Below are 26,203 nucleotides of genomic sequence, written 5' to 3'. Positions count from 1 at the left end.
TTAGCGACATCCGTTTTTGGTGTTGTAACTACTATTTTTGACTAAATTTGATTTCAGTGCCTGCCAGATCAATGGTATAACCAACTTTTTCAATTGGCCGCTTGGTCATGCCCTGGTCGGTTGAATAGATAATTAGGCAAAGCTTGCTACCAGCAGGGAGCTGGTAGTAGGTTGGTTGAAGCTTAAAGCATAGATCATAAAATTCACCTGGGATAACCTGGGCTGGTTTTTTCATATCTGCGTAATTTTGCAAGTTCATGTGGGCCTTGGTGATTAGCTTGGCATGGGTTAATTGATCCGGCATAAATTCTTGCAAGGTATCTGTGCCAAAGCGAAAGCCCAATTCTTGGCCGCCGCGCATAAGAAACTTTGGAGTAGGAGTTAGGCGCCTGCGGTCCCCTAGTTCTACTAAAGCAACAGAAAGCTGCCCCTTGTTCAAAGTCGATGCAACCCGTAGCTTGACTTCAGGTCGACCAACAAGGGTTACAGGATGAATAAATTCATCGCTGGTAAAGCGCAAACTGGATTTGGCCCAGTGCTCATCACCGCAAATAAACTTGTACTGCCATTCGGTTTCACTAATGTGGGCTTCCTTGAATTCTAAGCCCCCCTGATCAGTGAAGGATAGCTTGCTCTTGCCATTGCCATCTTTTTGCAGTTCACCATCATCGGTGGGGTAGTAAACGGTGGTGCGGCCTAGGCTATCACTCCAGTCTTCTTCTGCGTGCCAGCAATCGACCTGCAAATTGTCTTGAACCATCACAGTTGGCCACTGTTGGTCGGCAAGGTTGTCGACTTCCAATAGTTCATGAACAAACCACAGGTTCATGAGGTCGGTGAAGTCGATGGAAACCAGGTTATTCATATTATAGTGCGGGCCTTGATGGAGGAAGAGGTGGTGGTCAACTGGCAAAGCCTTGACTTTTTGCCAAATTTTATAAACGTTCTTGGGTTTGACGTTCCAGTCATTTAAGCCGTGAACGCTGATCCAGGAACACTTGATGCCATCGCTTTGGTGGCGGTAGTTGCGCGCTTCCCAGGAGTCTGAATATTGTCCAGTGGCCCTATCGGCTTTTTCCAAAAGGTCTTTTTGCATAACATCGTACTTGGACTTGATTTTAAGGTAGTCACCGGCATCCCACAAGTTTGATTGGCAGGTTTCAGCTAGCAGGTCCAAGTCTTCGCCTTGACAATCTTCTGGAGCCACAACTAGGCCGTGTTCACGGTAGTAGTCATACCAAGAAGAAATTGCAGCTTCTGACACAACGGTTTTCAGGCCTTTCACCCCTGTTGTGGCAACAGCAATTTGCAAGGTGCCTAAGTATGAGCGCCCCGTCATCCCAATGTTGCCATTGCACCAGCTGGCTTTGGTTTCATGCTGGCGCGTGCGGTCGGTATAGGCAATGCGATCACCATGTAGCCATTCAATGATAGCCTTAGCACTTTCAGTTTCTTCAGGAGCACCAGTAATCCGGAGACCATCGCTACCACGCGTTCCAATTGCACCAGCAAAGACACTGGCAAAGCCGCGTGCAAGCATGTACTCGTTTAGCCCATAAGATGACTTGCCGACAGCTTGTTCACTTGGCTCATATGTTTGGTCAGCAGTGGGTTTTTGTGCAGGCACATGGGCTGATGCTGCGTATTGCGGATTGGTCCAGTTGGTGGCATCGGTCAGATTTTCGTCAACGTTATGATTGTACTTTTCATTATCAATAATTCCACCAAAATAGGGACTAGCCGTGTAAAGTGCTGGGACAGGCATCTGCTTGCTTTCAATTGGGCGAAAAATAGTGGTTTGCAGCAGATCGGCTTGACCATCACCATCAGTATCTAGATCGCTTTCGACGTAAACGACTTCACGCACGACATTGCGGGTGTCAAAGACAGGCAAGCTTTTGCCGTTAAACAAAACAAATTTGTCTGCTGGGAATTCGTCTTTGCGACTGAAAAAGTAGCCCTTGCCAGCCATCACATCGATCAAAAGCTGGCCATTCTTCGCCCGCGTGTTTAACAAGCGGTAAAAGGCTGCAATTAATTCGTCTGTGTTGCTGATACTTGCAACATATGGAAGAGCCTGCTTTTTTAAGAATTTGATTGGGTCATCAAGGTCATAGTCATAATGGACATGATAACCAAGTAGCTGCAAGGCTATGTTATAAAACTGGCTTAGAGACATCCTTTGGGGGCTATCGGATATAAATTGAGCTAGCGTTTCATCACCAGAAACAGCAAATTCACATAGTTTGCTTGTGCGAGCTTGTTTGTCTTCTGCATTGACCTCAGCAAGCGTGTTTTCGACTAGTATAGCTAAGAGATCGTCAAAAGCAAGCTTTTGGTAGTCTGCTGGCAGGAACTTAATAGTCAGCAATTCGCTAATTTGCTTTGCTAAAGGCGTTTTAACGTATGCATATTGGTTATATTTCATCTTTTTCTCCTTTTTTAATTACTTATTGTACCTGTTCTAGTTGCGTTATGAAAGCAGCAGCTAAATATAAGCAAAACGCATTGCTTAAATCCGAGACACAAGAAGAATAGAACATTTTTCAGCCTCTCAGTTTTTCAATATTATGGTAAACTCAGTATGTATTTTCAATTTATTTAAGATTAATCCGAGTGAAATTCGTTTTGCCAAGGTAAAGATGACATTTGCAGATGGCAATTGGTTTTCAAAGGGTAATTTAAATTTATATCACTAATTAAAAGAACTAGCTTCCAAAGTGAAGTTAGTTCTTTTTTGTTTTTTTAAAAAATTCCCTTACAGTTGCCAGGAGTTTAATAGTTAAAGCCAGATCTTCTCGTAAGTCGCTTCGCTAAAGCCACAGGCTAGCTTAGCGCCATCAACCACTAGTGGCCGTTTAATTAGTTTGCCGTTTTGAGACATTAAGTTAGCTGCTTCATCAATCGTCATGCGGTCTACCTTATCTTTTAAGTGTAGCTGGTGGTAGTCTTGCCCATGCGTGTTAAAGAAGTATTTAAGTCCGCGATCTTGGTGTGCAGTCATCCACTTGACCAAGTCGGCTTTTCTGGGCGGCTCTTCTACCAAATCTTGGAAGTCAACTTCAACATGATGTTCAGTCAGCCACTTCTGCGCACTGCGAGAAGTTGAACAACGCTTGTAACCATAAAATTTAATCATTTTTCTGCCTTTCTATCTTGCTTGCGATGACTTAATTATAACAAGCAAGAAGCAAAATCCGACAAATATAGCTTTACTTGAAGTCAAGCTCAAAGTCCTTGCTAGAGAAGTAGTGCAACTTACGTTCAAAAAGGTAATTGGTTAATAGACCTAAGACAATAGGAATGATTAAGAAGAGGCTTATGATTAGAATAATATTGCCTAAGCTAGCTGACCTGTCATTCATTGCCGCCAGTGGACCAATCAGTCCAGAAAAGCCAAAGCCAGCACTCATCGGGGTGCCCTTAATCTGGAAGACTGCCCCTAACGCACCCAGGATTCCAGCATTCAGTACAATTGGCAATAATAATTTGGGTTTGGTTATTATGTTGGCCATCTGCATTTTTGGTGAACCCAAAAAGTGTGCTATCGAAGTGCCAAGCGAGTTGGAAGTCCAGCCAAAGATTGCAAGAGCAAATGCGGCTGCAGTGATACCCAAGTTAGCCGAGCCCGCGGCAATGCCAGAGATGCTAATGGCAGTAGCAATTCCAACTGATGAAATCGGGGATACAATCAAGAGAGCAAAAACGATGCCAATCAACAATCCCATTATAACTGGCTGCAAGTTCGTTAAGTGGTTAATGCCGACACCAATTAGAGTCGTTAAGCGACCAACAGGGATACGGGTTAGGCACCCAATACCGCCTGCAACCAGCAAAACTAGCAGTGGTACTAATAAAATTGTATATGCTTTGAGCTTTTTGCCTAGAATTAGCACCAGTCCGTAAGCAATCATAATCGTAATAGCGATATTGATGACATCACCGCTCCCGGTGACTATGACTTTCACATTAACCATATTGAAGTTTCCAGCTCCAGCTGTAGCAGCCAAGGCCAGCGATGATGTTTGAATCGGGGATAACTTGGCGGTCATCCCCACGCAAACAGCACTAATTGCTGGCAAGAGGGCAGCAGCAAAGGTCGTAAGGACCAGAATGAAGCTCAAGCTTGGCCAAGTGGGCAAGAGGGCTTTAACTAGTTGATTAACTAAAGCTCCTGGGATCAAGGCTACGATAATCCCTGTTGACAAGCCATTTAGCGTGTCGAGAACGATTTGCTTGAATATTTTCATTGTTTCTCCTATATAAAATAGACTTTTGGTCATGATAATTAGTTATTTCATATCATACAGAAGGACAACCTAGAAGGCAAGATAAGTATGCAATTAATATAGTGATGAAATAACGACAAATTCGAATGGAAAAGACAGTTTTCGTTTTCTTTTTTAATCTTAAAGCTAAGATACTTATGCCATTTTGTGCGATAAGTTATATTTATAGAAAAGGTAGGTAAAGATGAATAGTAGAAAAATTGAGTTCAAAATAGCTAGAAAGTCACAGCGGCTACGTTAGGGCTACTTATAATCTCTGATTGTAATATGGTTAAGGCTAAAAAATGACTAGTAGCCAAGTTGGTAGAGCTGTTCAGTCTCAAAAATATGATGTTGCAAGGATCAGACCTAAAACTAAATTAGCTAAAAACAACACGGGGGGGGGGTAAAAAGCACCCTATTCAACTATGCCAGTAAAAGCCACCATCAATTACCGTGATGGCAGTAACAACGACAGTCTGCTAGAAACAGATACAGTCGATGGCGTAGTGCCAGGGACAAATGCTGAGATAGACTACCAGACTCAAATGAAGCAGATTATTGAACAAGCATATCCAGAATATGAACTGGATAAGAAAAATAGCACACTGCCATTTGATAAAGGTGGCAGGATTTATGTGCCAGTGGGAACAACAGATCCAACATATAAAGTAGTGTTAAAGTTGAAGAATAATCATTTAATGATTTCACTGAATTATGATGGCTTTTAACTTAGTTTTTGGATATAGAAAAAGCCGCCTTAGTTTGAGGACTAAGACGACTTTCAAAGTTTTTGAATCCCATGACCATATGAGATTCTTAATTAGAATACCACTGCCAGCCAACTAATGCAAAGCATTTAAGAAGTATTGGGGAATACAGGCGATGATTTTTAAATAAAAAAGCCTCGCAAGCACCGTTTTAGGCTCCTCAAGGCTTTTGTTAGAATTATTAAAAATGATCCGGGTGAGATTTGAACTCACGACCCACGGTTTAGAAGACCGTTGCTCTATCCAGCTGAGCTACCAGACCATATGTATTCTCGTTCTCCGCAAGAACATTAACTATTATAGAAAAGATTAAGGCTAATTGCAACCAGAAATTTGGCTAGAGTTGAATTGGTTAGTGACTCGTCTGCAAAGGTTATCTTGAATATGGCACCTATATTCTTGATTTACGAAAAAAGTTAACGCTGTGGAAGGCAAAAATTTTTGTTCGTTTTTACATTATCATCTGTATAATAAAAAGGAAGTATTATATTGATGATAGGAAATATTATGAAACACAAATTACTTAAACTACTGTCGTTTCTTGGCTTATTCACCATCTTAGTGAATACCAGTCAACTGGTTAAGGCTGATGAGGTCGATTACGATATTGAAAATAATACGGCAAGAGCCGAGGTCAATACTGATGGTTCCTTAACCATGATGAGGCGGATCACTTACAAGTTTGTTAGCGGTGCCCATGGTGTGTATTATACGCAGGCTTTGGACGAGGGCCAGAAAATCTTGGGCCTCAAGGTGGAGGTTAGAGATAATAATGGTTCAAACAAAGCTACCGAGAGTTTTGTGAACGAACTATATTATGGCAAGAACCGCATTAAGGTCTTCCATCAAGTCGAAGCAGGCAACCGGTTGACCGTTACATACCGCTATCAGATTACGCGTGCAGTTACTAATTACCGCGATGTGGCTGAACTAAATTTCATGATTATCGGCAACAATTGGGATACAGACTTGGACCATGTCAAGGCCAGTGTTATCTTCCCAGGACCCGTTAAGGATCTAAAGGCTTGGGCCCATGGCCCGCTATCAGGTCATATTGCAGTTTTACCCAAGAAGGGCAAGATTGTAATGACAGTTGATGACCTAGACGGGGATAAGGGATTGGAAGTTCACACGATTTTTCCGCTCAGTGTAACTCCTAAAAATAAGAACGTGGTCGATAAAAATCACCGGCAAGCGGTATTGAAGCAGGAGGCAATATTAGCCCAAGAAGCTAACCGCAAGCGTCAACGTAATCAGCTTTTTGAAATTGTCCTGCTCGTTTTAAGTGCAGCAACAGGCATTTTTGCTATTTTCAAGGGCTTCATGGTTAAAAAAGAGGGAGTTAAGCCTACCAAGGAAAGTCAACTTGCGCATAATTACGAACTGCCTGATGTTGACCCAGTGTCAGCCCAAGTGCTAGATAGGGGAACTAAGCCAGATAGCCGCGCTTTCACCGCTTACCTAATGCAGCTAGCTGCCCAGAAAAAGGTAAAGATCGAAGACTACAAAGAAAGGCGGAAGACATACTACCGTATTACTTTGCTTGATACTGCCCTGCCTGCCCAAGAAAAAGTTCTGGACACATTGTTCAATGAAGTAGGCGATGGCCAGTCGTTCACGACCCAACAACTGAAGAACTACTACCACAGAAATCTGGGTAAAAGTTTTGATGAGTGGGTTGACCAACATTATGATGCAGTTAAGGACCAGAGTTTATTATCGACTAAGGCGGAAGAGAAGCGCAAAATCAATCAAACGCTGATCATCTTCTTGATGGTCGTCAATCTTGTGGCCGCTGGCTTTGCTGTTGTTATCTTTAACCAACATAGCGCATTCGTCATTTTAAGCGAGCTGGTAATCATCATTTTAGCAATTACTGCGTTTATTTTGAGTACCAAACGTATTTCAATCTACACCGGTCAAGGTGCTGAGGAAACCAATAAGGTGCGCGGATTTAAAAAGATGCTTGGCGACATTGGCCGCTTTAAAATGCGTGATGTGGGAGACCTAATCCTTTGGCAAGATATTATGCCCTATGCTGTAGCCTTCAACTTGGCCAAAAAAGTCCTGAAGGAATTAAAGATTGAATTTAGTGATGAGGAATTAGCCCAAGGCGGTTTTAACTTTTATGGACCGTTTTACAGCAGCGACCAAGATGGTTTTGCCAGCAGCTTTAACAGTAGCTTTACCGCGGGCATTTCTTCAGGTTCGTCCTCAATTTCCGGCGGTTCGGGCGGCTTTTCGGGTGGTTCGTCTGGCGGCTTTGGCGGCGGCTCTGGTGGCGGTGCTTTTTAAAGGGTATGCCCAAATTGTATTAAAGTGAATCCGGGCGAGTTCTGCAAGTTGTTAATGTAGAACTCGCTTTATTTTATACTGGGTTAATTGCTATACTTAAGTAACTAATAGTAAGAAGCTGGAAAAAATATGTTTGATTACCGCAACAATTTGAAAAAAATTTTAAGTCAAACCGCAAGCGATGATAAAAGTCTAGCCAATGGCCTGGCTGCAATTAAGGTGATCTTGGGCATGGCTGATGATGGAGTAAAGGTTGACCAAGCAGACCAATCGGCTGAAGTAAGCCTTGATGCTGGTCAGTTGAATCAACTGCTTTTAAGCGTAGCTCTCCTGCTCACTAGTCCAGACTCGCCTCAAGCCCGAAAAAGTGGGCTAACGGCCTTGCACAAGTTAATGTTTGCTGTGTCAGGTCAATCCACTCTGCGCCAAAGCATGACTAAGTTGGAGCACGCTTTGCGCAAGTCTGAAGTTACCCAAGAGGCAATTGACCAGCAAGTATTCAAGCAGGCAGTACAGCCTCCAGAAAGGCCCAAGCGGGATTACCGTAAGGGCAAGCGCTATACTGTTATTCGTCTGCTTGCAGGCTGTGACTTGGTTAATGATGGCAATCGACGTGTGTACACGCTAACAGAGGCACAAATTCATGACTTAAACCTCAAAAGCGGCGATATTGTTGAAGCTTTGCCAGCACCCAATCCCAATTACGAAGCAGAAATTCTGCGCATTGTTGGCCACCGCCAGCTTGCTAGCATGGCAGTTGACCAGATTTCTACTTTTAAATATGCGGTAGTCCAGGGCCAATCTGGTCACTTGGCCATCAGCCGCAATATCAAGGGACAAAAATTGCGTATTCGGGGCAAGGTGGTACTCTTGCCTGTTGATGCAAGCAAGTCACCAGAAGGCAGCCCACAGCTCAGCGACGGTTCAATTGTTGACTTGGCTTGGTATGATGGGGATGTACGCATTAAGAAAAATCCGGTGGCGGCAATCCAAATTCGCTGGGTCTACCCAGTGGACCAGGCCAAACCAGCAGGCCAAACACGGAAAAAGAAGCCCCGCAAAGCAGCCATGGAAGAGGATCTTCCGCATTTGGCACTGGATTTGCATTACCAACGCGTGGGTATTGCTGTGGGTGACAATCAAAATGAAGCAGTGCTGGAAGGAATTGTTAACCGCTATAATGGCATCCCCATTCCGATTGATGCATTTCAAGGCAAGAAAAAGCTAATGGAAAAGCAAATTAAAGACTTAGATATAGTCATTTTAGTAACGGCCTTTGCTGCACATGACAGTACTTGGAACATCCGGGAGTTTGCCAGCAAATACCATGTCAAATTTGCTGTTAGTTCTAGCAAGGGATACCAATCCTTTGAGCGTGCTCTTTATCGAGCAGCAAATGAATTGCCCGCGTATGAAGGCAACCAGACCATTAATTATCGAACAAGCTACTGAGTAAAATTGGCCAGTCAGATAAATTTTAACTGCTGAATTAATTAAGATAAGGTTATACCTGTGCGTATTTCTTGAGTATTGGTGTTATTTTTTAGTACAATAATAGATAACATTTTTATGAAAGGAAGATGATATGAAAAATAAAAAACGTACACATACTTGGCAATATTGGCTGTTATTTCTCTCTGGTTTAGAGATAATCGCCATTGCCATCAACTTTTTTTATGCTCCCATTAATGTTGCAGCCGGTGGCTCAACGGGGATTTCGATCTTGGTCGATGCCGTGTGGGGAATTAATCGGTCACTGACGGTTTTTGTCGTCAACTCATTGATTTTGGTCCTAGCTGCAATTTTCTTGGGCAAGGGCACGTTGAAGAGGGTGGCTTTAGGCAGTTTGATGCTCCCTATTTTAATGGCAGTAACGCCTAGCTTTAAGCTGACTTCTAACAATATGCTGGCTGTAATATACGGCGGGGTTTTGATGGGCGTTGGCGTTTCTATGCTTTACCGCATTAACGCTTCGGCTGGTGGAACGACCATCCCGCCTCTCATTATTAAAAAATACTTTTTCATCGATCCTACTATTTCGTTAATGGTGATTGACTTGTCAATTATCGTCTTGAATATTTTTGTTGATGGTACCGAGGCTTTCCTGTTGGCTGCCTTTTCGCAAGTAATTACGACCATCACGATGCGCTACACGGAAACTGGCTTTGATAAGAAGTTCCAGGTGCGCATTATGAGTAACCAAAAGCTGGAAGAAATTCGGCAAATGCTCCAGGAAGATTATGATGGCCTCACTGTTTACAATGTTGAAGGCGGCTATAGTGAAAAAGACATGCAGCAATTGGTGATTATTGTCGATACTAATGAATACGGTCAACTGGTTGCCAAGGCCCGTGAAATTGACGATGAGGCCTTTATTGTTACTGAAAGTGTTGCCAAGGTGCACGGCGGCAAGTGGCAAATCTAGCTTCACAGCTAAGACATCGAGCCAAAGGCTTTTAGTGTTTTTATTGTTGCCAAACTAGCCTGGCAGTAGTATCATAAGGTAGTTGTATTTGTGGAGACCTTCACATCTGCAACCGCACGTTTCGGGGTTAGAAGTCTTTTGATAAAAAGCACCTCGATTGGCGAGTCTAAGTATTTTTTGGAGGGTTGTAAATGTACGCAATCATTAAAACCGGTGGTAAGCAATATAAAGTTGCTGAAGGCGATAGTGTTTTTGTTGAAAAGCTTGACGTTGAAGAAGGCAAGAAAGTTACTTTTGATGAAGTAATCCTTACTGCTGACGGCAAGAACGTTAAAGTTGGTACACCATTAGTTAAGGGTGCTAAGGTTGTTGCTAAAGTTGAAAAGCAAGGCAAGGAAAAGAAGGTTGTTACCTTTAAGTACAAGCCTAAGAAGCACTCACATTCAAAATATGGTCACCGTCAACCTTATACCAAGGTTGCAGTTGAAAAGATTGAATTAAGCTAGAGGTGAAACAATGATGAATATTTTAAATCTTAAATTATTTGCCCACCACAAGGGTGGCGGTTCTACTGCCAACGGACGTGACTCAGCTGGTCGTCGTTTAGGCGCCAAGGCTGCTGACGGACAAACTATTCATGCTGGTACAATTATTTACCGTCAACGCGGTACAAAGATTCACCCAGGCAAGAATGTTGGACGTGGTGGAGACGACACTTTGTTTGCATTAGTAAACGGAGTAGTTAAATTTGAACGTTTGGACAAGTACAGAAAGCAAGTTTCTGTTATTCCAGCCGAAGAAGAAGCTAAGTAATTTAGTTCTTAATAAGAAGACGAAAAGCATATGCTTCTCGTCTTTTTATGTTATGGGATAAATTTTGCGCGCTTAAGGGCTGAAATAGGCAGAAGACTTCAGCGGTAAAGTGAAAGCAAGTATTTGCAATTAGGGAGGTTCAACATGGACGAAAAAGACAGGTTGTTAACGCTGTTAAATAGACGAATTACTCAGGTAACGAAGTTGGTACAAGATCGTGGTGCTGATGCCCTTTTGGTTTTTAACCAGGCTAATTACCGTTATTTGACAAACTTTACCGGTGAAGAGGCACAACTGATATTGACAGCCAAAGGCGATCGGATATTATTGTCTGACTCGCGCTTTGAAGGTCAGATCAAGGCCCAGGCTCCAGGTGAGATAAAAGTTATCATGAAGCACAAGGACCAGGACCAAGAAATTAGTGAGCAATTGCGGCAAGCGAACTTAAAAAAGGTTTTAGTTGAAGGTGAGTTTGTCTCTGCTGTGGAGTTTAACTGCTTGCAAAAACTAAACCCACAGGTTGATTTCGAAATTTGTGAGGAACTGGTTGAACGCGTACGCAATGTTAAAGATGAACTAGAGTTGGCAGCATTGCGAGAAGCCATTGATATTTCAATGGACAGTTTCAATGAAATATTGCCCTTGATCAAGCCTGGTGCAGTGGAACGCAACATTGGCGCTAAACTTGATTATCTTTTTAAGGTCAATGGCGGCGATGGCCCCAGCTTTGATACAATCATTGCCTCAGGCGTACGCTCAGCCTGGGCTCATGGCGTAGCCAGCGACAAGATGATTGAAGAAGGTGACATGGTAGTCGTCGACTTTGGTGCATTTTATCATGGATATGCGGCAGACATTACGCGTACAGTGGCAGTTGGCCAGGTTGACCGCGAGCTGCATAAAATATATGACATTGTGCACGAGGCTCAGCGGCGCGGAATTGCAGCTGCAATAGCTGGCAATCATGGCCGCGACGTTGATCATGCTGCCCGTGACTATATCACTGAGCAAGGCTATGGCCCATATTTTGGTCATGGAATTGGTCACGGTATTGGTTTAGAAATTCATGAGTTGTGTCAGCCTGCCCTGCCTTTTGGCCAGCAAGAGTTGGTTAACAATATGGTTCATACAGTTGAACCGGGCATTTATTTACCTGATAAGGGCGGCGTGCGCATTGAAGACGATATCTTGGTTCACGATCAGATGCCAGAAACGCTTTCGACTTTACCCAAGGATGAATTGATTTCTTTATAAAAGTTAAAGATTATTGATAGTAAATTTACGTTGGAATTGGTAAGATATTATTATGGAGATGAGGTACTTAATATGACAATGATTTCAGTTAACGAATTTAAGAACGGCCTAACCATCAAGTACAATAATGACTTGTGGCGGATTGTTGAGTTTCAGCATGTCAAGCCAGGCAAGGGCAGTGCTTTTGTTCGTTCAAAGCTAAAGAGCTTGAATACTGGTGCTGTTCAGGAGTACACATTCCGGTCGACTGCAAAAGTTGAAACTGCAGAAATTGAGACTAAGGGAATGCAATACCTGTACAACGACGGTTCTAGCTATGTATTGATGGATACAAGCACTTATGACCAATTAGCTATTCCAAATGACCAAGTCAAAGAAGAGGCTAAGTTTCTTAAGGAAAACATGGATGTCAGTGTTATCATGCATGAGGGCAAAACTTTAGGAATTCAATTGCCTAATACCGTTGAATTGACGGTTGCCAAAACCGAGCCTAATATTAAAGGTGATACATCTTCAGGTGGTGGTAAGCCTGCAACAATGGAAACTGGTTTGGTAGTTAACGTACCTTTCTTTATTAATGAAGGCGATGTCTTAATTATTAACACCGTCGATGGTACATATGTATCGCGGGCGAATAAATAGTATTTCGAGGTAAACAAAATGGCAGATAGTTCAAAAATTGTCTTAGATGATAAAAATAACGGTGAAGTAATTGAAATCGATCCTAGTGTTCTTGAAGTTATCATGGGCATTGCTGCCGAAAAAGTTGATGGTGTTGCTGAGTTGCATGGCAGCATGAGGTCTGGCATTAACCGGGTCTTGGGACTTGAAGACCGTGGCCGCGGTGTAGCTGTAAAACTTGATGACGACCATGACTTGGTTGCCGACGTCTTCGTCAGCATTGAAGCAGGCAGCTATTTGCCTAAAATCGCGATGAATTTGCAAAAGTCATTGAAGCAGCAAGTATTGCAAATGACCGATTTGACCCTTAAGGAAATTAACGTCCACGTTACAGGCTTGGTATTTCCAGAGGATGAAGAAGAGGACAATAGCGGTACCTCCAAGCTGTTTTCAGACATTGATGAAAAGAGTAAAGATGAATCAACACCAGAGTCGTAGAATTGCAATGCAGTCCGTATACTTGGCAAATCAAGATCCCAAGTATACTCCTGCAGAAGTTGAAGCTAAAACTGTTGCAATGCTCGATCTTAAGGAACTTTCCGCCTATGCCAAGTCGCTGATTGAAGGGACAATTGCAAAGCGCGGCGAGCTCAAGGATAAGCTTGCTGCCCACCTCAAAAAAAGTTGGCGGATTGATCGAATTGATCAGATTTCGCTTGCTATTTTGGAAGTCGCCCTATATGAGATTTGCTATAGTGATGAGATTGAACCCAAAGCGGCAGTTAATGAGGCTTTAAACTTATGTGATGAATTTGCTGATCCTAAGAGCAAACCATTTATCAATGGCTTGCTGGCAAATTTTGTCCCAAAATAATTAATAGTCGGCTGTGAGGCCGACTATTTTTATTAAGAAGGGAAGTGAACGGATGGTCCAGTTATTAGATGGCAGGCGTTTAGCCAACCAACGTGCAGCTAAACTCAAAGAAGAAGTTAAGAAACTCAAAGAAGAAGTTAAGAAACTCAAACAGGACGGAATTACTCCCTTGTTTTGCGTAATTAACATTGGGGACGATGCCGGCAGCCAAATTTACTTGAAAACCAAGAAAAAACGGGCAGAAGAAGTCGGTATCGCCCAAAGAGTCTATCAGCTGCCAGCAACTGAAAGTCAAAATCACTTGCTAGCATTAATTGACCAACTAAATGCAGATCAAAATGTCAGCGGTATTATGATTCAGCTCCCAGTGCCGAGTCAAATTGACCTTAATGCAGCCCTGGGACACATTGATCCAGAAAAAGACGTTGACTGTCTTACACCCAGTAATATTGGCCGCTTGTGGCGGGGCGACCACTTCGTTGAGCCAGCAACTGCGCATGGAATTTTGGCGCTGATGGACTATTACCATATTCCACTTCAAGGTCGAAATATAGTGATTATTGGGCGCTCCAGTATTGTTGGCAAGCCCTTGGCTGCGCTCTTATTAGAGCGTAATGCCACAGTTTCGATTTTGCATTCTCAAACCCAAAACCTGCAAGAGTATACTAAACGGGCCGACCTTCTTATCTCTGCAGCTGGTCATGCAGGTCTAGTTACTGCCAGCATGGTGAAAGAGGGAGCGGTTGTGGTTGATGTTGGTATCAATCGCGTTTACGGCAAGACTGTGGGAGATATAGATTTTGCTAGCGTTGCCCCTAAGGCAAGCTACATCACACCGGTTCCTGGTGGGATTGGTCCATTGACAGTGGAAGCGCTGATGGAACAAGTAGTGAAGTTGACAAGGAGAAAAAATGGCAGATGACAAGTACCTTAGCGTCACGGATTTAAATTATTACATTACTCAAAAATTTAAGAATGACCCATACCTGCACAAGGTTTTTCTTCAAGGTGAGCTATCTAATTTTCGCTTTCGGCGCAACTCACACCAGTATTTTTCCCTAAAAGATGAAAAGTCCAAGATCAATGTTGTCATGTTCCGGTCTCACTTTGACAAGGTCAAGTTTAAGCCTGAAGAGGGCATGAAGGTCTATATTACTGGTTATGTCAGCGTATATGGTCCCCAAGGGTCCTATCAATTTTATGCTGAATCAATGGAACCTGCTGGTTTAGGCGCACTGTATGAGCAATTAAGGCAGCTGCAAAAAAAGCTTGCTCAAGAAGGTCTCTTTGACCAAGAACATAAAAGGCCCCTGCCACATTTTCCTGACCATATTGCAGTAATTACCAGCGCATCAGGAGCAGTTATCCACGATATCCTGGTAACTGCCAATCGCCGCTTCCCGCACGCCCAAGTTGACTTGTTTCCAGCCCAGGTGCAAGGTGACCGGGCTGCAGATTCACTCGTTAGGGCCATGAAGCAAATTGCAGCTAGTGGCGACAAGTATGATGTTTTAATTATTGGACGTGGCGGTGGTTCGCTTGAAGACTTATGGCCGTTCAATGAAGAAGCAGTGGTCAGGCAGGTTTATGCAATGAAAATGCCCGTCATTTCATCAGTAGGTCATGAAACGGATACAACATTGTGCGACTTAGTAGCAGATGTTAGGGCAGCAACCCCTACTGCTGCTGCAGAATATGCCACGCCAAATTTAACCGATGAATTGGCCAATATTCACCAGCTTGCAAGCAGCCTGCTTGCAAGCATGCAGGGCATTATCCGAGTCCGTCGTGAAGCACTGACCCGGATAAACAACTCTGTCATCATGCGCGAGCCAGCCCGTCTCTATGATGAGCAGGCACAGACGCTGGACCTACTGCGTGAGCGGCTTGATAGCAACATGCTGCACCAGTTAGAACGACTGCGGCAAAACTACCGCCTAACAGCTCAAAAGCTGCGCTCAGCAAGTCCTGACCAAAAAACCGAGCAGCTATTGCAGCAAGAACATTTTTACTACCAAAAGCTGGTAGACAATATGCGCCACTTTCTGAGTGAAAAAAGACACCAACTGGCGCAGGCTGGTCAGCAACTGGACGATTATAGTCCGCTCAAGACGCTGGACCGGGGATATGCCTATGTAACGGAGGTAGGCAAGGGAACGATTAGTTCAGTTGCGCAAATCGCCAAGAAGGACGAAGTAGACTTGCACTTTAAAGATGGCAAGGCCACAGCAGTTATCAAATCAACAAGGAGAAGCAAAAATGCCAGCAAAGAAGAATAATTTTGAAGAAGAATTAACGCAATTACAAAAAATAGTCAGCAATCTTGAAAACGGTAATGTTCCTTTAGAGGATGCACTGACTGAATTTCAGACGGGAGTAAAATTAAGCCGCGATCTAAACAAAAAATTGACGGCAGCTGAAGAAACAGTAGCCAAGTTAATTGATGAAGATGGTACGGAACACGCGATAGATCCACAGAGTGCGGCGGCACCGGAAAAATAATGATGATTTTTACTGAGTTTAGAAAAAAATGGACGCCAGTAGTAGATGAATTTTTAGCTAGTCACTTAGACCAAGAGATAGATGATGGCAAAATCAGTCAGATTATGTCTTATTCAGTTATGGCTGGCGGGAAGCGCTTGCGGCCCTTGCTATTTTTGGCAACGCTTGATGCACTGGACTATGAAATTGGGTCCCAGGAAATTAGAATAGGTTGTGGAATTGAGTTGATCCATACCTACTCCTTGATCCATGATGACTTACCTGCGATGGATAATGATGATTTTCGGCGGGGCAAGTTGACCAGCCATAAAAAGTGGGGCGAAGCTGAAGCTATTTTAGCCGGCGATGCTTTGCTACCCTTGGGCATTCAGTGGATTGCTGCAGGCAGCCAACAAGCAGAACTGGTACAAATCATTACTGCTGCAGTCGGCGCTAACGGAATGGTTAGAGGTCAGTACCTGGATATCGATTCGACTAATAACGCCAGCGTGGCACAAGACGCTGACTTTATTAACCGGATGGAATGGCTTAAGACAGGCTGCCTAATTAAGGCCTGCGTTGAGATGGCTTTGACCCTGGCTAAAGCTGGTGAAAAGACCACAGGTCAACTACTGGCCTTTGCTCAAAACTTTGGCCGTGCTTACCAAATCTATGATGACTTGGTTGACATCGTTGAAACTAGTCAAGAGGCGGGCAAGGCCACCCATAAGGACCAAGAAATTGGCAAGAACAATGCGTTAACCTTGATGGGAGCAAAGCAAAGTCGGCAAAAATTAGTCGCTTTGATTAAGGCTGCTCAAGGCAATCTGACTGGACTGAAGGGGACTGTACTGGCCGGGTTTCTTGATTTGTATCAAAAGGTGTTGTAAATGGCAAAAGAAAGAGCAGACGTTTTACTAGCCAAACAGGGAATTTTTCATTCCCGAACCCAGGCCCAACGAGCAATTATGGCGGGGTTGGTCTCAGATCACAACCACCAGCGCATTGACAAGAGTGGCACTAGTTTTCCGCAAGAGGAGCGCTTTTTTGTTAAGGCATCTAAGAAGAAGTATGTTTCTCGAGGTGGCTTTAAGTTGGAGAAGGCGCTGAAATCCTTTACAATCGACTTAACCGACAAGATTTGCCTGGATATAGGTTCTTCAACTGGCGGTTTTACTGATGTAGCCTTGCAGAACAAGGCCAAAATGGTGTATGCGCTTGATGTTGGATACAATCAATTAGCATGGCAACTGCGTGATGATCCGCGCGTTGTGGTAATGGAAAAGCAGAATTTTCGTTACAGCAAGCCAGCAGACTTTAAACAGGGCTTGCCAGACTTTGCGATGACTGATGTTTCATTTATTTCACTTGATCTGATTATGCCACCCATGTTTCAGATCTTAAAGGACCAGTGTGATGCAGTCTGTTTGATTAAGCCCCAATTTGAGGCTGGTCCAGAAAATGTGGGCAAGCATGGCATTGTGCACGACCACGCTGTGCATTGCAGTGTTATCAAACATACAATTGATCAAGCATTGGCAGTTGGGTTCAATGTTTTAGACGTGGATTATTCACCTATTAAAGGTGGCAAGGGTAATATTGAGTTTTTGATTCATTTGCAAAAAGATGTCCAGGCAGGCGGCAAGCTCCTGTGGTCTAAAAGCCCAGAAGATGTTGTTGCCCGGGCGGTTGCCGAGCTTTAGGAGAAAGTTATGTTAGTTGAACTGGATATTAAAAACTTCGCTATCATTAAGGCGTTGAAGGTTCGCTTTCAAGAAAATATGACGGTATTAATCGGAGAGACTGGTGCCGGAAAGTCGATTATTATTGATGCGGTTTCGCTCTTGATGGGTGGCCGCGGGCAAAAAGAAATGATTCGTTCAGGGGAGAAAAAGGCAGTCGTTACGGGGCTTTTTGAAGTTGAGCCAGCTTCGTCTGGTTCAACCCATATTGCCGCCTTATGTGACCAGTATGGCTTGCCTTATTCTGACCACCAGCTGATCATTAGCCGTGAATTGGCTAGCAAGGGTCGCAATGTTGTGCGCATCAATGGCCAATTAACAACGATCAATGTTTTGCGTGAACTGGGCAGCTACTTAGTGGATATTCACGGCCAAAATGACCAGCAGGTCTTAATGAATCAGGATAGACAGATTGATTTGGTTGACAACTATGCTCCTGAAAAGTTTAAAACCGAACTGGCCCAGTACCAGGCCGATTATCATAGTTGGCAGAATTTAAATACGCGGTTGAGCCACTTGCGGCAAGATGCCCAGGAACTTGCCCAAAAGCAAGACATTCTATCCTTCCAAAATGATGAGTTAACTGGAGCTAACCTGAATGATCCAGATGAAGATGAGCAGCTTGAAGAAGAATTTACCGAACTGAGCAACTATCAAAAAATTGTCGATACAGCCAACTACTTGATGCAGCTATATGATGACGATGAGCATGGCCTTGAGGCTCTTTTGAGCAATGCGCAGAATGCTGCTAACGAACTAACGGAGTATGGGGCAAAATTCAAGGACATCGCCAAGACAATTGATGATGGCGTTTTTGCCTTGAGCGATGCTCGAAGTGAACTGTCAAATGTTTTGGATGGACTTGATTTCGATGAAGAGCGTTTCCAGTATGTATCAAGCAGACTCGACTTGCTCAACACCCTGAAGAAAAAATACGGCCCAAGTTTGCAAGATGTTTTTGACTTTTATGAAAAGGTGCAAAAGGAATTAGGACAGTATGAAACAGGCGGTCTTGATGAAGAAAACTTGCAAAAACAAGTTACTGAACTAGAAGGCAAGTTGACTCAAGAAGCCCAAAAACTGCACATGACGCGAGTTAAAGTTGCCCACACGCTTGAAGAAAAGATCAAGCAGGAACTAGCTGACTTGTACATGGCCAAGGCCCGCTTTTCCATCTCATTTACTCCTACTAAGGACTTTACCAAGAAGGGCACAGACGAAATCGTCTTCTTGATTGCCCCTAACCCAGGTGAAGAGTTGCTCCCACTGGTTAAAATCGTCTCTGGCGGGGAACAGTCACGCTTGATTTTAGCTTTGAAGGCAATTTTCAGCCAAGTTGAACCAGTTGGCACAATGATCTTTGATGAAATTGACACGGGTGTGTCTGGCCGTGTTTCAGCCGCGATTGGGCAAAAATTGCACTCAATTGGCACACATAAGCAGGTCATAGCAATTACCCATTCTCCTCAAGTTGCAGCAGCTGGCGATCAGAAGTACCTGGTTGCCAAACAGGTTAAGGAAGGGGCTACTTATACGCAGATTGGTCCACTTACCCAAGAGGAGACCATCACGGCAATTGCCGAGATGATGGCTGGCAGCAATGTTACTCAGGCAGCCAAACAGAACGCCAAAGACTTGATGAAGAGCCTTAATAAGAAAGAACAAAAATGAAATACATCGAAAAAGTAAGGTTGACCAAAAAAGAAATAGGGCAAGCAAATAAATTAATTGCCAGCGTCCATAAGAATGATGGCACATATACTGATCCGTACTTGAATAACCAATATAATTATTTTGCAGATATGCCAACCTTTGTCTTGGCTTACCAGGCAGATGAACTGGTTGGATTGGTTATGCTTTATGCTGATGGTTCACCAAAAGAACAAGTTGACATCCATGTTGTAGTGGCCCCCAATGTGCGCAATCAAGGAGTGGCAAGGGCAATGATTGCCCGCGCTAAGAAAATACTAGTCCAGTATGGTTATAGCAATTTTTGTTACGCCAGTGAGCAGAGCTTTTTAGACCATAACCCAGATTTTTTAGCCAACCTGGAGTTGACAATAGATGATCGTGAGTACAATATGCGTAGTGTTGAACCCACGCCTATTGCGGCTGATGATCCCTTAAGAAGGGTCTTGGATGTATGTCTACTAAGAGCTGCAGACGTTGAAGATGTTGCAGCATTGCACAGCCAGGCCTTTGGCGATAGTTTAGATACTTCCAGAAAATATATTGCGCAAAGTTTGCAGGATAAAGGAGCATTAAGCTTTGTACTCTGCTACCAAGAGAAAATTATAGGCTATTGCGCTATCGATACGGGGTCATATGACTACTTCTTTGGTCTATTTATCATTCCTAGCATGAGGAAGCGGGGTTTTGCCAGCTTCTTCATCAAAAAAATGATGGAAATGCGTCAGGCTGAAGGCACGCGTGAATTTGTTTTAGATGTAGAAACTGATAATCTTGCTGCCTTTTATGCATACAAAAATGCAGGCTTTAAAACTCGATGTCAGCCGGTTTATCTAGTCAAAAAGGCCAGCAACAAATAAGGGTACAGAATTGATAAGATTCTGTACCCTTATTTAGTTATCAATATTATCCTTTAGCTTATGCTAGGTCAACGCGAAAGATATTGTCGATATCAATTATCCGAATCAATCTTTGGTTACTGGACCGAAAGACAAAGCGGCCTGCTGATACGCGCTGCGTTATTTGTCCGATCTCGCTAGTGCCATCTTGGTATGAAAGCAGAACGTATGCCCGATGAAGAAGGGCCTGGTCAAGTGCTAGAAGAATTTCACTGTAATATTGGTTGTAGATGCTTAATTTATCTTCGTCGTATTCGAATAAATAATGATAGACCTTTTTAAGTGAATTTTTCATCAAATTACCCCCTCATGTAGCCCGAACATTTGTTTGATAGAATCTATTATAGAACATCTGTTCAGAAAAACAAGCTTTTTGAGTTAATTTTATTTGCATCCGTTTTTATTCTAAATATGCTGGCAGATCAATTTATTAGTCGCCCAACTTGAAAATATTTTCCTTTTAGTGCAAACTAGATATAATAGCTTTTGATAGGGGAGTATGGCATGGTAGAAAAAGGGTTGTTACTTGTCCTTTCGGGTCCTTCTGGAGTTGGAAAAGGAACCGTGAAAAGTGCAATTGTTGAAAATAAAGTTTTCCCGTTTGAGTATTCGGTCTCAATGACAACGAGGAAGCCCAGGCCGGGCGAAGTTGACGGGCAGGACTATTATTTTGTCAGCGAAGAACAATTTAAAGAAGCTATTGAACAGGAGAGACTGCTAGAATATAACCAGTATGTTGACCACTATTATGGTACGCCGCTTGAACCAGTAAAGAAGATGCTGGCTGCAGGCAAGGATGTCTTGCTGGAAATTGATGTCAATGGAGCACGCAAAGTGCGAGAAAAGATGCCAGATGGCGTTTTTATCTTTTTAACGCCACCTGACCTGCATACACTGCACCTGCGCTTAGAAAATCGAGGCACAGAACCAGAAGATGTAATAATGGGGCGGATTCAGCAAGCCCGCAAAGAAATTTTAGTTATGCAAGATTATGACTATGCCGTCATTAACGATACAGTTGCTAATGCGGTTAACCATATTAAAGCAATTGTTAATGCTGAGCATGTGAGTGTAAGGCGTGTTATTGATACCTATCGAAAAATGGTCAGGGAGGACTAAAGATGAGAGTAACATATCCATCAATTGACAAGTTATTGGCTCGTGTAGATTCGCGCTATTCGCTTTCAGTGCTAGCAGCTAAGCGGGCACATGAGTTAGAAGCTGGTGAGCCGGAAGCGCTCAAAGAATATCAATCACTAAAACCAGTGGGAAAGGCCCTTGAGGAAATTGAGGCTGGCAAGGTTACGGTTGATCCTAAGCACCGCGAAGTTAATCAATAGTTGTAATTATGACCCCCATCGCAAAAGAGATGGAGGTCATTTTTTAAAGGGTGATTAAATGATTGCGCAAATTATTGTTGATATTGCATCCAAGCAAACAGACCGCATTTTTGAATATCGTATTCCGACTGAACTTGCAGGTGACGTAGAGGTGGGCTCGCGGGTATTTGTCCCTTTTGGCACCCGTAAATTGCAGGGCTTTGTTGTAGGCATAAGCAAAACCAGCAACTTTCAGGGCAAATTGCGCGATTTATTGCTAGTTGTTGACGAACAGCCCCCACTTACGCTTGAATTAGTGGAATTGTCTAAGGCTCTGGCCCACCGAGTATATTCTTATCGGATATCAATTCTTAAGGCAATGTTGCCCCGGGTGATGCGGGCAAATTACCGCAAGATCTTGACGCCATTGACAGAGCAAGCTAGACAAATGTCTTATTTCCAAGGTGAGCCTGTTGATTTAAGTCAGGTTACGGATAGTAAAGAAATTGCCTTCATTCACCACTTGCTGCGCAAGCAGGAGGCTAAGATTGAATACATTGTTGAAAATCGGGCTCGAATTAAGACGCAAAACTGTTATTCCTTGACGATGACGAAAGAGGAGTACCTGAAAACCTATGAGGCGCTTAGGGCTAATGCGGTTAAACAAAAGCAGCTAGTAATGTATATTATTGACAACTTTGAAGCATTTCCACAAATGCAGACCAAGATCGAGCAAGAGTCTGGGGTGCAAACTGCTGCTTTGACTGCAGCAGTCAAGAAGGGTTGGCTTGCAAAAGCAGCAGCTGAAGTTTACCGTGATCCACTTGCTGCTTACAATAAGCAGGATCATCAACAGCAAGAAAAGAAGTTGAATACCGAGCAGTCCGCGGCTTTAGACCAACTTATTCCAGCTATCAAAAATAAGAAAGCGCAGACCTTTTTGCTTGAAGGAATAACAGGTAGTGGCAAGACTGAAGTATACCTGCACGCGATTAGTCAAGTACAAGCAGCTGGAAAAAACGCATTGATGTTAGTTCCAGAAATTTCGCTAACACCGCAGATGGTAGATCAGGTCAAGGGGCGCTTTGGCGAGCAAGTTGCCGTCTTGCATAGTGGATTATCAGAAGGCGAACTCTATGACGAGTGGCGGCGCATCCGTCGCGGAGAAGTTCATGTGGTAGTTGGTGCTCGTAGTGCAGTTTTTGCTCCCTTGACTAACATTGGCTTGATAGTGATTGACGAAGAACATGAGTCTTCTTACAAGCAGGAAGATAATCCCCGCTACCACGCCCGCGATGTTGCCATTTGGCGCAGCAAGTACAACTCCTGTCCATTAATTCTAGGCAGTGCCACCCCTTCTTTAGCTAGTCGGGCACGGGCCCAAAAGGGAGTCTACCAGTTGCTGAAATTGACCAAGCGGGCCAACCAGCAGGACTTGCCGCAAGTAAATTTGATTGACTTGAAAAAGGCCAACTTTGAAGGCAGCCAGTTTGACTTGTCTGTTAAACTGGATGATGCAATTAAGTCTCGGCTGCTGCATAAAGAACAAGTAATCTTGATGCTCAACCGGCGTGGCTTTGCCAACTTCATGTTGTGTCGCGAGTGTGGCTACGTAATGCAGTGTCCCAACTGTGACCTTTCCTTGACGATGCACAAGGATACTGGACAAATGCAGTGTCACTACTGCGGCTATAGCACTGCTGTTCCCCAAGCCTGTCCTCAGTGCCAGAGCAGTAAGATTCGTTTTTTGGGAACGGGAACGCAAAAAGTCATGGAAGAATTAAGCGAACTATTTCCCCAAGCACGCATTCTTCGGATGGATGTTGACACCACCAGGCGCAAGGGTGCTTTTAAAAAAATCTTGGATGCATTTGGCAAGCATGAAGCTGATATTTTGCTAGGAACGCAGATGATTGCTAAGGGGCTAGACTTTCCTAACGTGACCCTAGTAGGCGTCATTAATGCTGACACAGGACTATGGCTGCCTGACTATAATGCCTCAGAACGCACCTTTGAACTGCTGACGCAGGTTGCTGGTCGGGCCGGTCGCTCAAGCAAGACGGGTGAGGTAATCATCCAGACCTTTAACCCGGACCACTATGCAATTAAGTTTGCCCAGACCCAGGATTATGAGCGCTTTTATTCTTATGAAATGAAAGTTCGCCATGCTGGCAATTATCCGCCTTACTTTTACACCGCCCTCATTTCAGTGGCTTCCAAGAAGGAACAAAATGCGGCGCGAGAGGCCTTCAAAATCAAAAGGCAGCTGCAGCAGCACTTGCACCAGGCGACTATTATTTTGGGTCCAACGCCAAGTGCAATTTCCCGCTTAAAAAAGCAATATTATTATCAAATACTGGTAAAATATAAAAAAGAAGACAACTTAAATAATTTATTGCACCAAATTCAAAATTCTGCGCAGGAAGTTAAAAAGTATGGATTAAATGTCTACATCGATAACGAACCTGAGCGCATTATGTAAAGGGGATAATCCAATGACATCAGTTATTTTTATGGGCACACCAAACTTTGGCGTGCCAATCTTGCAAGCCTTAGTCGCAAATAATTATGATATTAATGCAGTAGTTACACAGCCAGACAAGAAGGTGGGCCGCAAGCAAGAAGTTGCAAAAACTGCGGTTAAGATTGCTGCTGAAGAGCTGCATTTGCCAGTTGTTCAACCAGTCAAGCTGCCGCGCTCACCTGAACTTGCTGACCTAATTGCACTGCACGCTGACTTAATTGTCACAGCAGCGTATGGGCAGTTCTTGCCTACCAAGTTCTTGCAGTCAGTTAAGATTGCAGCAGTAAACGTCCATGGGTCTCTGCTGCCAAAGTACCGTGGGGGTGCTCCAATCCAGCATGCACTGATTAACGGTGACCAAGAAACGGGCGTGACCATTATGGAGATGGTCAAGGAGATGGATGCAGGCGACATTTATGCTCAAAAAGCAATCAAGATCGCAGATGATGATACTGCGGGCAGCATTTTTGCTAAACTGGCAATAGTTGGCCGGGACTTGTTGCTGGCCACGCTCCCCCAGATCATTACTGATCCAACTGCTAAAACACCGCAAGATGCCTCCAAGGTTGTTTTTTCGCCTAATATCAGCAAGGATCAAGAACAAGTTAAGCTTGCACTGACTGCAGCTGAGACCAATAACTTAATTCGGGGCCTTAACCCTGACCCGGGCGCATACCTGATTGTCGGTCAAAAACGACTCAAAGTCTGGCGTGCAAAGGTGAGTGCTGAAAAGACTGACCTGCCAGCTGGCTACCTGGTAGCAAACGAAGGTCGCTTTGCAATCAGTTTTGCTCAAGGAACGGTACTAGACCTGGTAGAGGTACAGCCTGCCGGTAAAAAAGCAATGACAGTTAAGAACTTTCTTAATGGCCAGGGCAGCAAGTTCAATGTAGGAGAAAAAATTGTTGAAGAATAAAAGCGCACGCGCCGTTGCATTGGAAACCCTGATTCGCGTTTTGCGGGCTGGATCATACTCTAATATTAGTTTGAATAACAGTCTGCGCAATGCTGCTTTATCGCCAATTGATCGCAACTTTGCGACCCGTCTAGTCTATGGCACGATCCAATACAAAATTTACCTTGAATTTCAGCTGCATGACTTAGTTAAGACCAAGCTCAAGGAGGATTATTTGCTCCCCCTGCTGCTTATGTCGGCCTATCAGGTTGTTTTTATGGACAAGGTACCCAACCGAGCAGTGGTGAATGAGGCTAATGTCCTAGCCAAGCAGTATGGTAAAAACCATTCTGCAGGCTTCAAGATTGCCAATGGCGTATTGCGCGCCCTAATCAGACGTGGGCCCATCTTGCCTGATGCCAGTGACCAAGTTAACTACCTCAGTGTTCAATCAAGCGTTCCCAAGTGGCTTGTTCAGTACCTGCTTGACCATTGGGGAGAAGAGCGCAGTGCTGCTATTTTAACCAGTATCAATGAAGCAGCTAAGAATACAGTCCGCATTGCGCAAGGTGCTAATGCTGCCAATGTGCGTGCTGAATTGACTGACCTAGGCTTTGATCCACAAGAATCGGAACTCAGCAGTCAAGAACTAGTTTTAAGCCGCGGCGGTATCAGTGAAACTGCCCAGTTCAAAAATGGTGAATTGACAATCCAAGATGAAGCTGCTAGTTTGGCAGTAAGTGCCTTTGACTTTGCTGGGAACGAAGAAGTCCTTGATGCATGCAGTGCACCTGGTGGCAAGACGGTTCAATTGGCAGAAAATCTACCCAACGGCCACGTGACGGCGCTAGACATCCACGAAAACAAGCTGCGCCTAGTTAAGCAGAATTGTGAACGTATGCATGTTAGTGACCGGGTAAGCACTAAGGCACTAGATGCCCGCAATGCTCCGACAGCGTTTAAGTCCAGACAATTTGCTAAAATTTTAGTAGATGCACCATGCTCGGGCTTGGGACTCTTGCGTCGCAAACCCGAGATTCGCTATAACAAGAGTCTTGCTGACCTGACTAACCTAGCTCAAATCCAGTTGGCAATCTTGCAGAATGTGGCGCCACTCTTGGCTGAAGATGGCGAGTTAGTATACTCCACATGTACGATTTCTAGTGAAGAAAACGAAGATGTGGTTGAGGCCTTTTTGAAGGAAAATCCTCAATTTAGGCTAAAACCATTCACAGCTGGGAAGGTTTCAGCAACCGACGGGACCCTTAAGATTTTGCCGGATAGTTATGGCAGTGATGGCTTTTTCATTGCCAAGTTTGTAATGCGAGGTTAAA

26 protein-coding genes, 1 tRNA gene and 1 other annotated feature are annotated in these 26,203 nt (G+C 43.9%); of the genes, 22 read left to right on the top strand and 5 right to left on the bottom strand.

Annotation, left to right across the window (positions count from 1 at the left end; genetic code table 11):
- Positions 1-31: 31 nt before the first annotated feature.
- The 3 genes from AC2JF7_RS02065 to AC2JF7_RS02055 all read right to left on the bottom strand — a co-directional run bounded on the left by AC2JF7_RS02065 (position 32) and on the right by AC2JF7_RS02055 (position 4,250).
- Positions 32-2,428, bottom strand: coding sequence for a Xaa-Pro dipeptidyl-peptidase (locus AC2JF7_RS02065; RefSeq protein WP_500726587.1), 2,397 nt, complete (start codon positions 2,426-2,428; stop codon positions 32-34).
- A gap of 354 nt (positions 2,429-2,782) precedes the next feature.
- Positions 2,783-3,139, bottom strand: coding sequence for an arsenate reductase family protein (locus AC2JF7_RS02060; RefSeq protein WP_500726585.1), 357 nt, complete (start codon positions 3,137-3,139; stop codon positions 2,783-2,785).
- Between the two features lie 73 nt (positions 3,140-3,212).
- Positions 3,213-4,250, bottom strand: coding sequence for a PTS sugar transporter subunit IIC (locus AC2JF7_RS02055; protein ID WP_500726583.1), 1,038 nt, complete (start codon positions 4,248-4,250; stop codon positions 3,213-3,215).
- Positions 4,251-4,696: 446 nt separating this feature from the next.
- Here AC2JF7_RS02055 and AC2JF7_RS02050 point away from each other — a divergent pair, with 446 nt between their 5' ends.
- Positions 4,697-4,999 carry a mucin-binding protein gene (locus AC2JF7_RS02050; RefSeq protein WP_500726581.1) on the top strand — a complete coding sequence of 101 codons (303 nt, stop codon included), beginning with the start codon at positions 4,697-4,699 and terminating at the stop codon, positions 4,997-4,999.
- A 227-nt stretch (positions 5,000-5,226) separates the two neighbouring features.
- On the opposite strand, the gene AC2JF7_RS02045 is transcribed toward AC2JF7_RS02050, so the two are convergent.
- Positions 5,227-5,300: transfer RNA gene (locus AC2JF7_RS02045), tRNA-Arg, on the bottom strand.
- Between the two features lie 245 nt (positions 5,301-5,545).
- Between AC2JF7_RS02045 and AC2JF7_RS02040 the strand changes: the two genes are divergently transcribed.
- The 16 genes from AC2JF7_RS02040 (at position 5,546) to AC2JF7_RS01965 (ending at position 20,092) form a co-directional block, all read left to right on the top strand.
- Positions 5,546-7,333, top strand: coding sequence for a DUF2207 family protein (locus AC2JF7_RS02040; protein WP_500726579.1), 1,788 nt, complete (start codon positions 5,546-5,548; stop codon positions 7,331-7,333).
- A 129-nt stretch (positions 7,334-7,462) separates the two neighbouring features.
- Positions 7,463-8,785 carry a DUF2325 domain-containing protein gene (locus AC2JF7_RS02035; protein WP_500726577.1) on the top strand — a complete coding sequence of 441 codons (1,323 nt, stop codon included), beginning with the start codon at positions 7,463-7,465 and terminating at the stop codon, positions 8,783-8,785.
- 133 nt (positions 8,786-8,918) lie between these two features.
- Positions 8,919-9,758: a YitT family protein gene (locus AC2JF7_RS02030; RefSeq protein ID WP_500726575.1), complete on the top strand. Its 840-nt coding sequence runs from the start codon at positions 8,919-8,921 to the stop codon at positions 9,756-9,758.
- A gap of 100 nt (positions 9,759-9,858) precedes the next feature.
- Positions 9,859-9,936 (top strand) — a sequence feature (ribosomal protein L21 leader region).
- A gap of 13 nt (positions 9,937-9,949) precedes the next feature.
- Positions 9,950-10,264 carry a 50S ribosomal protein L21 gene (gene rplU / locus AC2JF7_RS02025; protein ID WP_500726573.1) on the top strand — a complete coding sequence of 105 codons (315 nt, stop codon included), beginning with the start codon at positions 9,950-9,952 and terminating at the stop codon, positions 10,262-10,264.
- 13 nt (positions 10,265-10,277) lie between these two features.
- Complete coding sequence (gene rpmA / locus AC2JF7_RS02020; protein WP_500726759.1) at positions 10,278-10,571, top strand: 50S ribosomal protein L27; 294 nt, start codon at positions 10,278-10,280, stop codon at positions 10,569-10,571.
- Positions 10,572-10,715: 144 nt separating this feature from the next.
- Positions 10,716-11,825: a M24 family metallopeptidase gene (locus AC2JF7_RS02015; RefSeq protein ID WP_500726571.1), complete on the top strand. Its 1,110-nt coding sequence runs from the start codon at positions 10,716-10,718 to the stop codon at positions 11,823-11,825.
- 72 nt (positions 11,826-11,897) lie between these two features.
- Positions 11,898-12,467 (top strand): elongation factor P, encoded by a 570-nt coding sequence (efp, locus tag AC2JF7_RS02010; protein WP_500726569.1) that lies wholly within the window; start codon positions 11,898-11,900, stop codon positions 12,465-12,467.
- An 18-nt stretch (positions 12,468-12,485) separates the two neighbouring features.
- Positions 12,486-12,944, top strand: a complete 459-nt coding sequence (locus AC2JF7_RS02005) for an Asp23/Gls24 family envelope stress response protein (protein ID WP_500726567.1) — start codon at positions 12,486-12,488, stop codon at positions 12,942-12,944.
- Entirely contained in the window at positions 12,922-13,320 is a 399-nt protein-coding gene (gene nusB / locus AC2JF7_RS02000) for a transcription antitermination factor NusB (protein WP_500726565.1), read from the top strand. The genes AC2JF7_RS02005 and nusB overlap by 23 nt, the downstream gene beginning before the upstream one ends.
- Positions 13,321-13,372: 52 nt before the next feature.
- A complete protein-coding gene (locus tag AC2JF7_RS01995) occupies positions 13,373-14,242 on the top strand; it encodes a tetrahydrofolate dehydrogenase/cyclohydrolase catalytic domain-containing protein (protein ID WP_500726563.1) in 870 nt (289 codons plus the stop codon).
- Complete coding sequence (xseA, locus tag AC2JF7_RS01990) at positions 14,232-15,599, top strand: exodeoxyribonuclease VII large subunit (RefSeq protein ID WP_500726561.1); 1,368 nt, start codon at positions 14,232-14,234, stop codon at positions 15,597-15,599. Before AC2JF7_RS01995 ends, xseA begins: the two co-directional genes overlap by 11 nt.
- A complete protein-coding gene (locus AC2JF7_RS01985) occupies positions 15,580-15,822 on the top strand; it encodes an exodeoxyribonuclease VII small subunit (RefSeq protein ID WP_500726559.1) in 243 nt (80 codons plus the stop codon). Before xseA ends, AC2JF7_RS01985 begins: the two co-directional genes overlap by 20 nt.
- A complete protein-coding gene (locus AC2JF7_RS01980) occupies positions 15,822-16,691 on the top strand; it encodes a polyprenyl synthetase family protein (RefSeq protein ID WP_500726557.1) in 870 nt (289 codons plus the stop codon). The genes AC2JF7_RS01985 and AC2JF7_RS01980 overlap by 1 nt, the downstream gene beginning before the upstream one ends.
- A complete protein-coding gene (locus AC2JF7_RS01975; protein WP_500726555.1) occupies positions 16,692-17,504 on the top strand; it encodes a TlyA family RNA methyltransferase in 813 nt (270 codons plus the stop codon).
- Between the two features lie 9 nt (positions 17,505-17,513).
- On the top strand, positions 17,514-19,214 hold the full coding sequence (gene recN / locus AC2JF7_RS01970; protein ID WP_500726553.1) for a DNA repair protein RecN: 1,701 nt from the start codon (positions 17,514-17,516) through the stop codon (positions 19,212-19,214).
- A complete protein-coding gene (locus AC2JF7_RS01965) occupies positions 19,211-20,092 on the top strand; it encodes a GNAT family N-acetyltransferase (RefSeq protein ID WP_500726551.1) in 882 nt (293 codons plus the stop codon). Before recN ends, AC2JF7_RS01965 begins: the two co-directional genes overlap by 4 nt.
- Before the next feature lie 58 nt (positions 20,093-20,150).
- On the opposite strand, the gene AC2JF7_RS01960 is transcribed toward AC2JF7_RS01965, so the two are convergent.
- Positions 20,151-20,426, bottom strand: coding sequence for a hypothetical protein (locus AC2JF7_RS01960; RefSeq protein ID WP_500726549.1), 276 nt, complete (start codon positions 20,424-20,426; stop codon positions 20,151-20,153).
- A 209-nt stretch (positions 20,427-20,635) separates the two neighbouring features.
- On the opposite strand from AC2JF7_RS01960, the gene gmk reads away from it, so the two are divergent.
- From gmk to rsmB, 5 genes are read left to right on the top strand one after another with little or no spacing between them, the layout of a single operon-like run.
- Complete coding sequence (gene gmk, locus AC2JF7_RS01955) at positions 20,636-21,250, top strand: guanylate kinase (protein ID WP_500726547.1); 615 nt, start codon at positions 20,636-20,638, stop codon at positions 21,248-21,250.
- Between the two features lie 2 nt (positions 21,251-21,252).
- Positions 21,253-21,471 (top strand): DNA-directed RNA polymerase subunit omega, encoded by a 219-nt coding sequence (gene rpoZ / locus AC2JF7_RS01950; RefSeq protein ID WP_500726545.1) that lies wholly within the window; start codon positions 21,253-21,255, stop codon positions 21,469-21,471.
- 58 nt (positions 21,472-21,529) lie between these two features.
- A complete protein-coding gene (gene priA / locus AC2JF7_RS01945; protein WP_500726543.1) occupies positions 21,530-23,932 on the top strand; it encodes a primosomal protein N' in 2,403 nt (800 codons plus the stop codon).
- 13 nt (positions 23,933-23,945) lie between these two features.
- Positions 23,946-24,890 carry a methionyl-tRNA formyltransferase gene (gene fmt, locus AC2JF7_RS01940; RefSeq protein ID WP_500726541.1) on the top strand — a complete coding sequence of 315 codons (945 nt, stop codon included), beginning with the start codon at positions 23,946-23,948 and terminating at the stop codon, positions 24,888-24,890.
- Complete coding sequence (gene rsmB / locus AC2JF7_RS01935) at positions 24,877-26,202, top strand: 16S rRNA (cytosine(967)-C(5))-methyltransferase RsmB (protein ID WP_500726538.1); 1,326 nt, start codon at positions 24,877-24,879, stop codon at positions 26,200-26,202. The genes fmt and rsmB overlap by 14 nt, the downstream gene beginning before the upstream one ends.
- Position 26,203: the final 1 nt, after the last annotated feature.

This window comes from Lactobacillus sp. XV31L (genome assembly GCF_059900865.1).
This window is presented reverse-complemented; position numbering and strand designations above follow the sequence as displayed.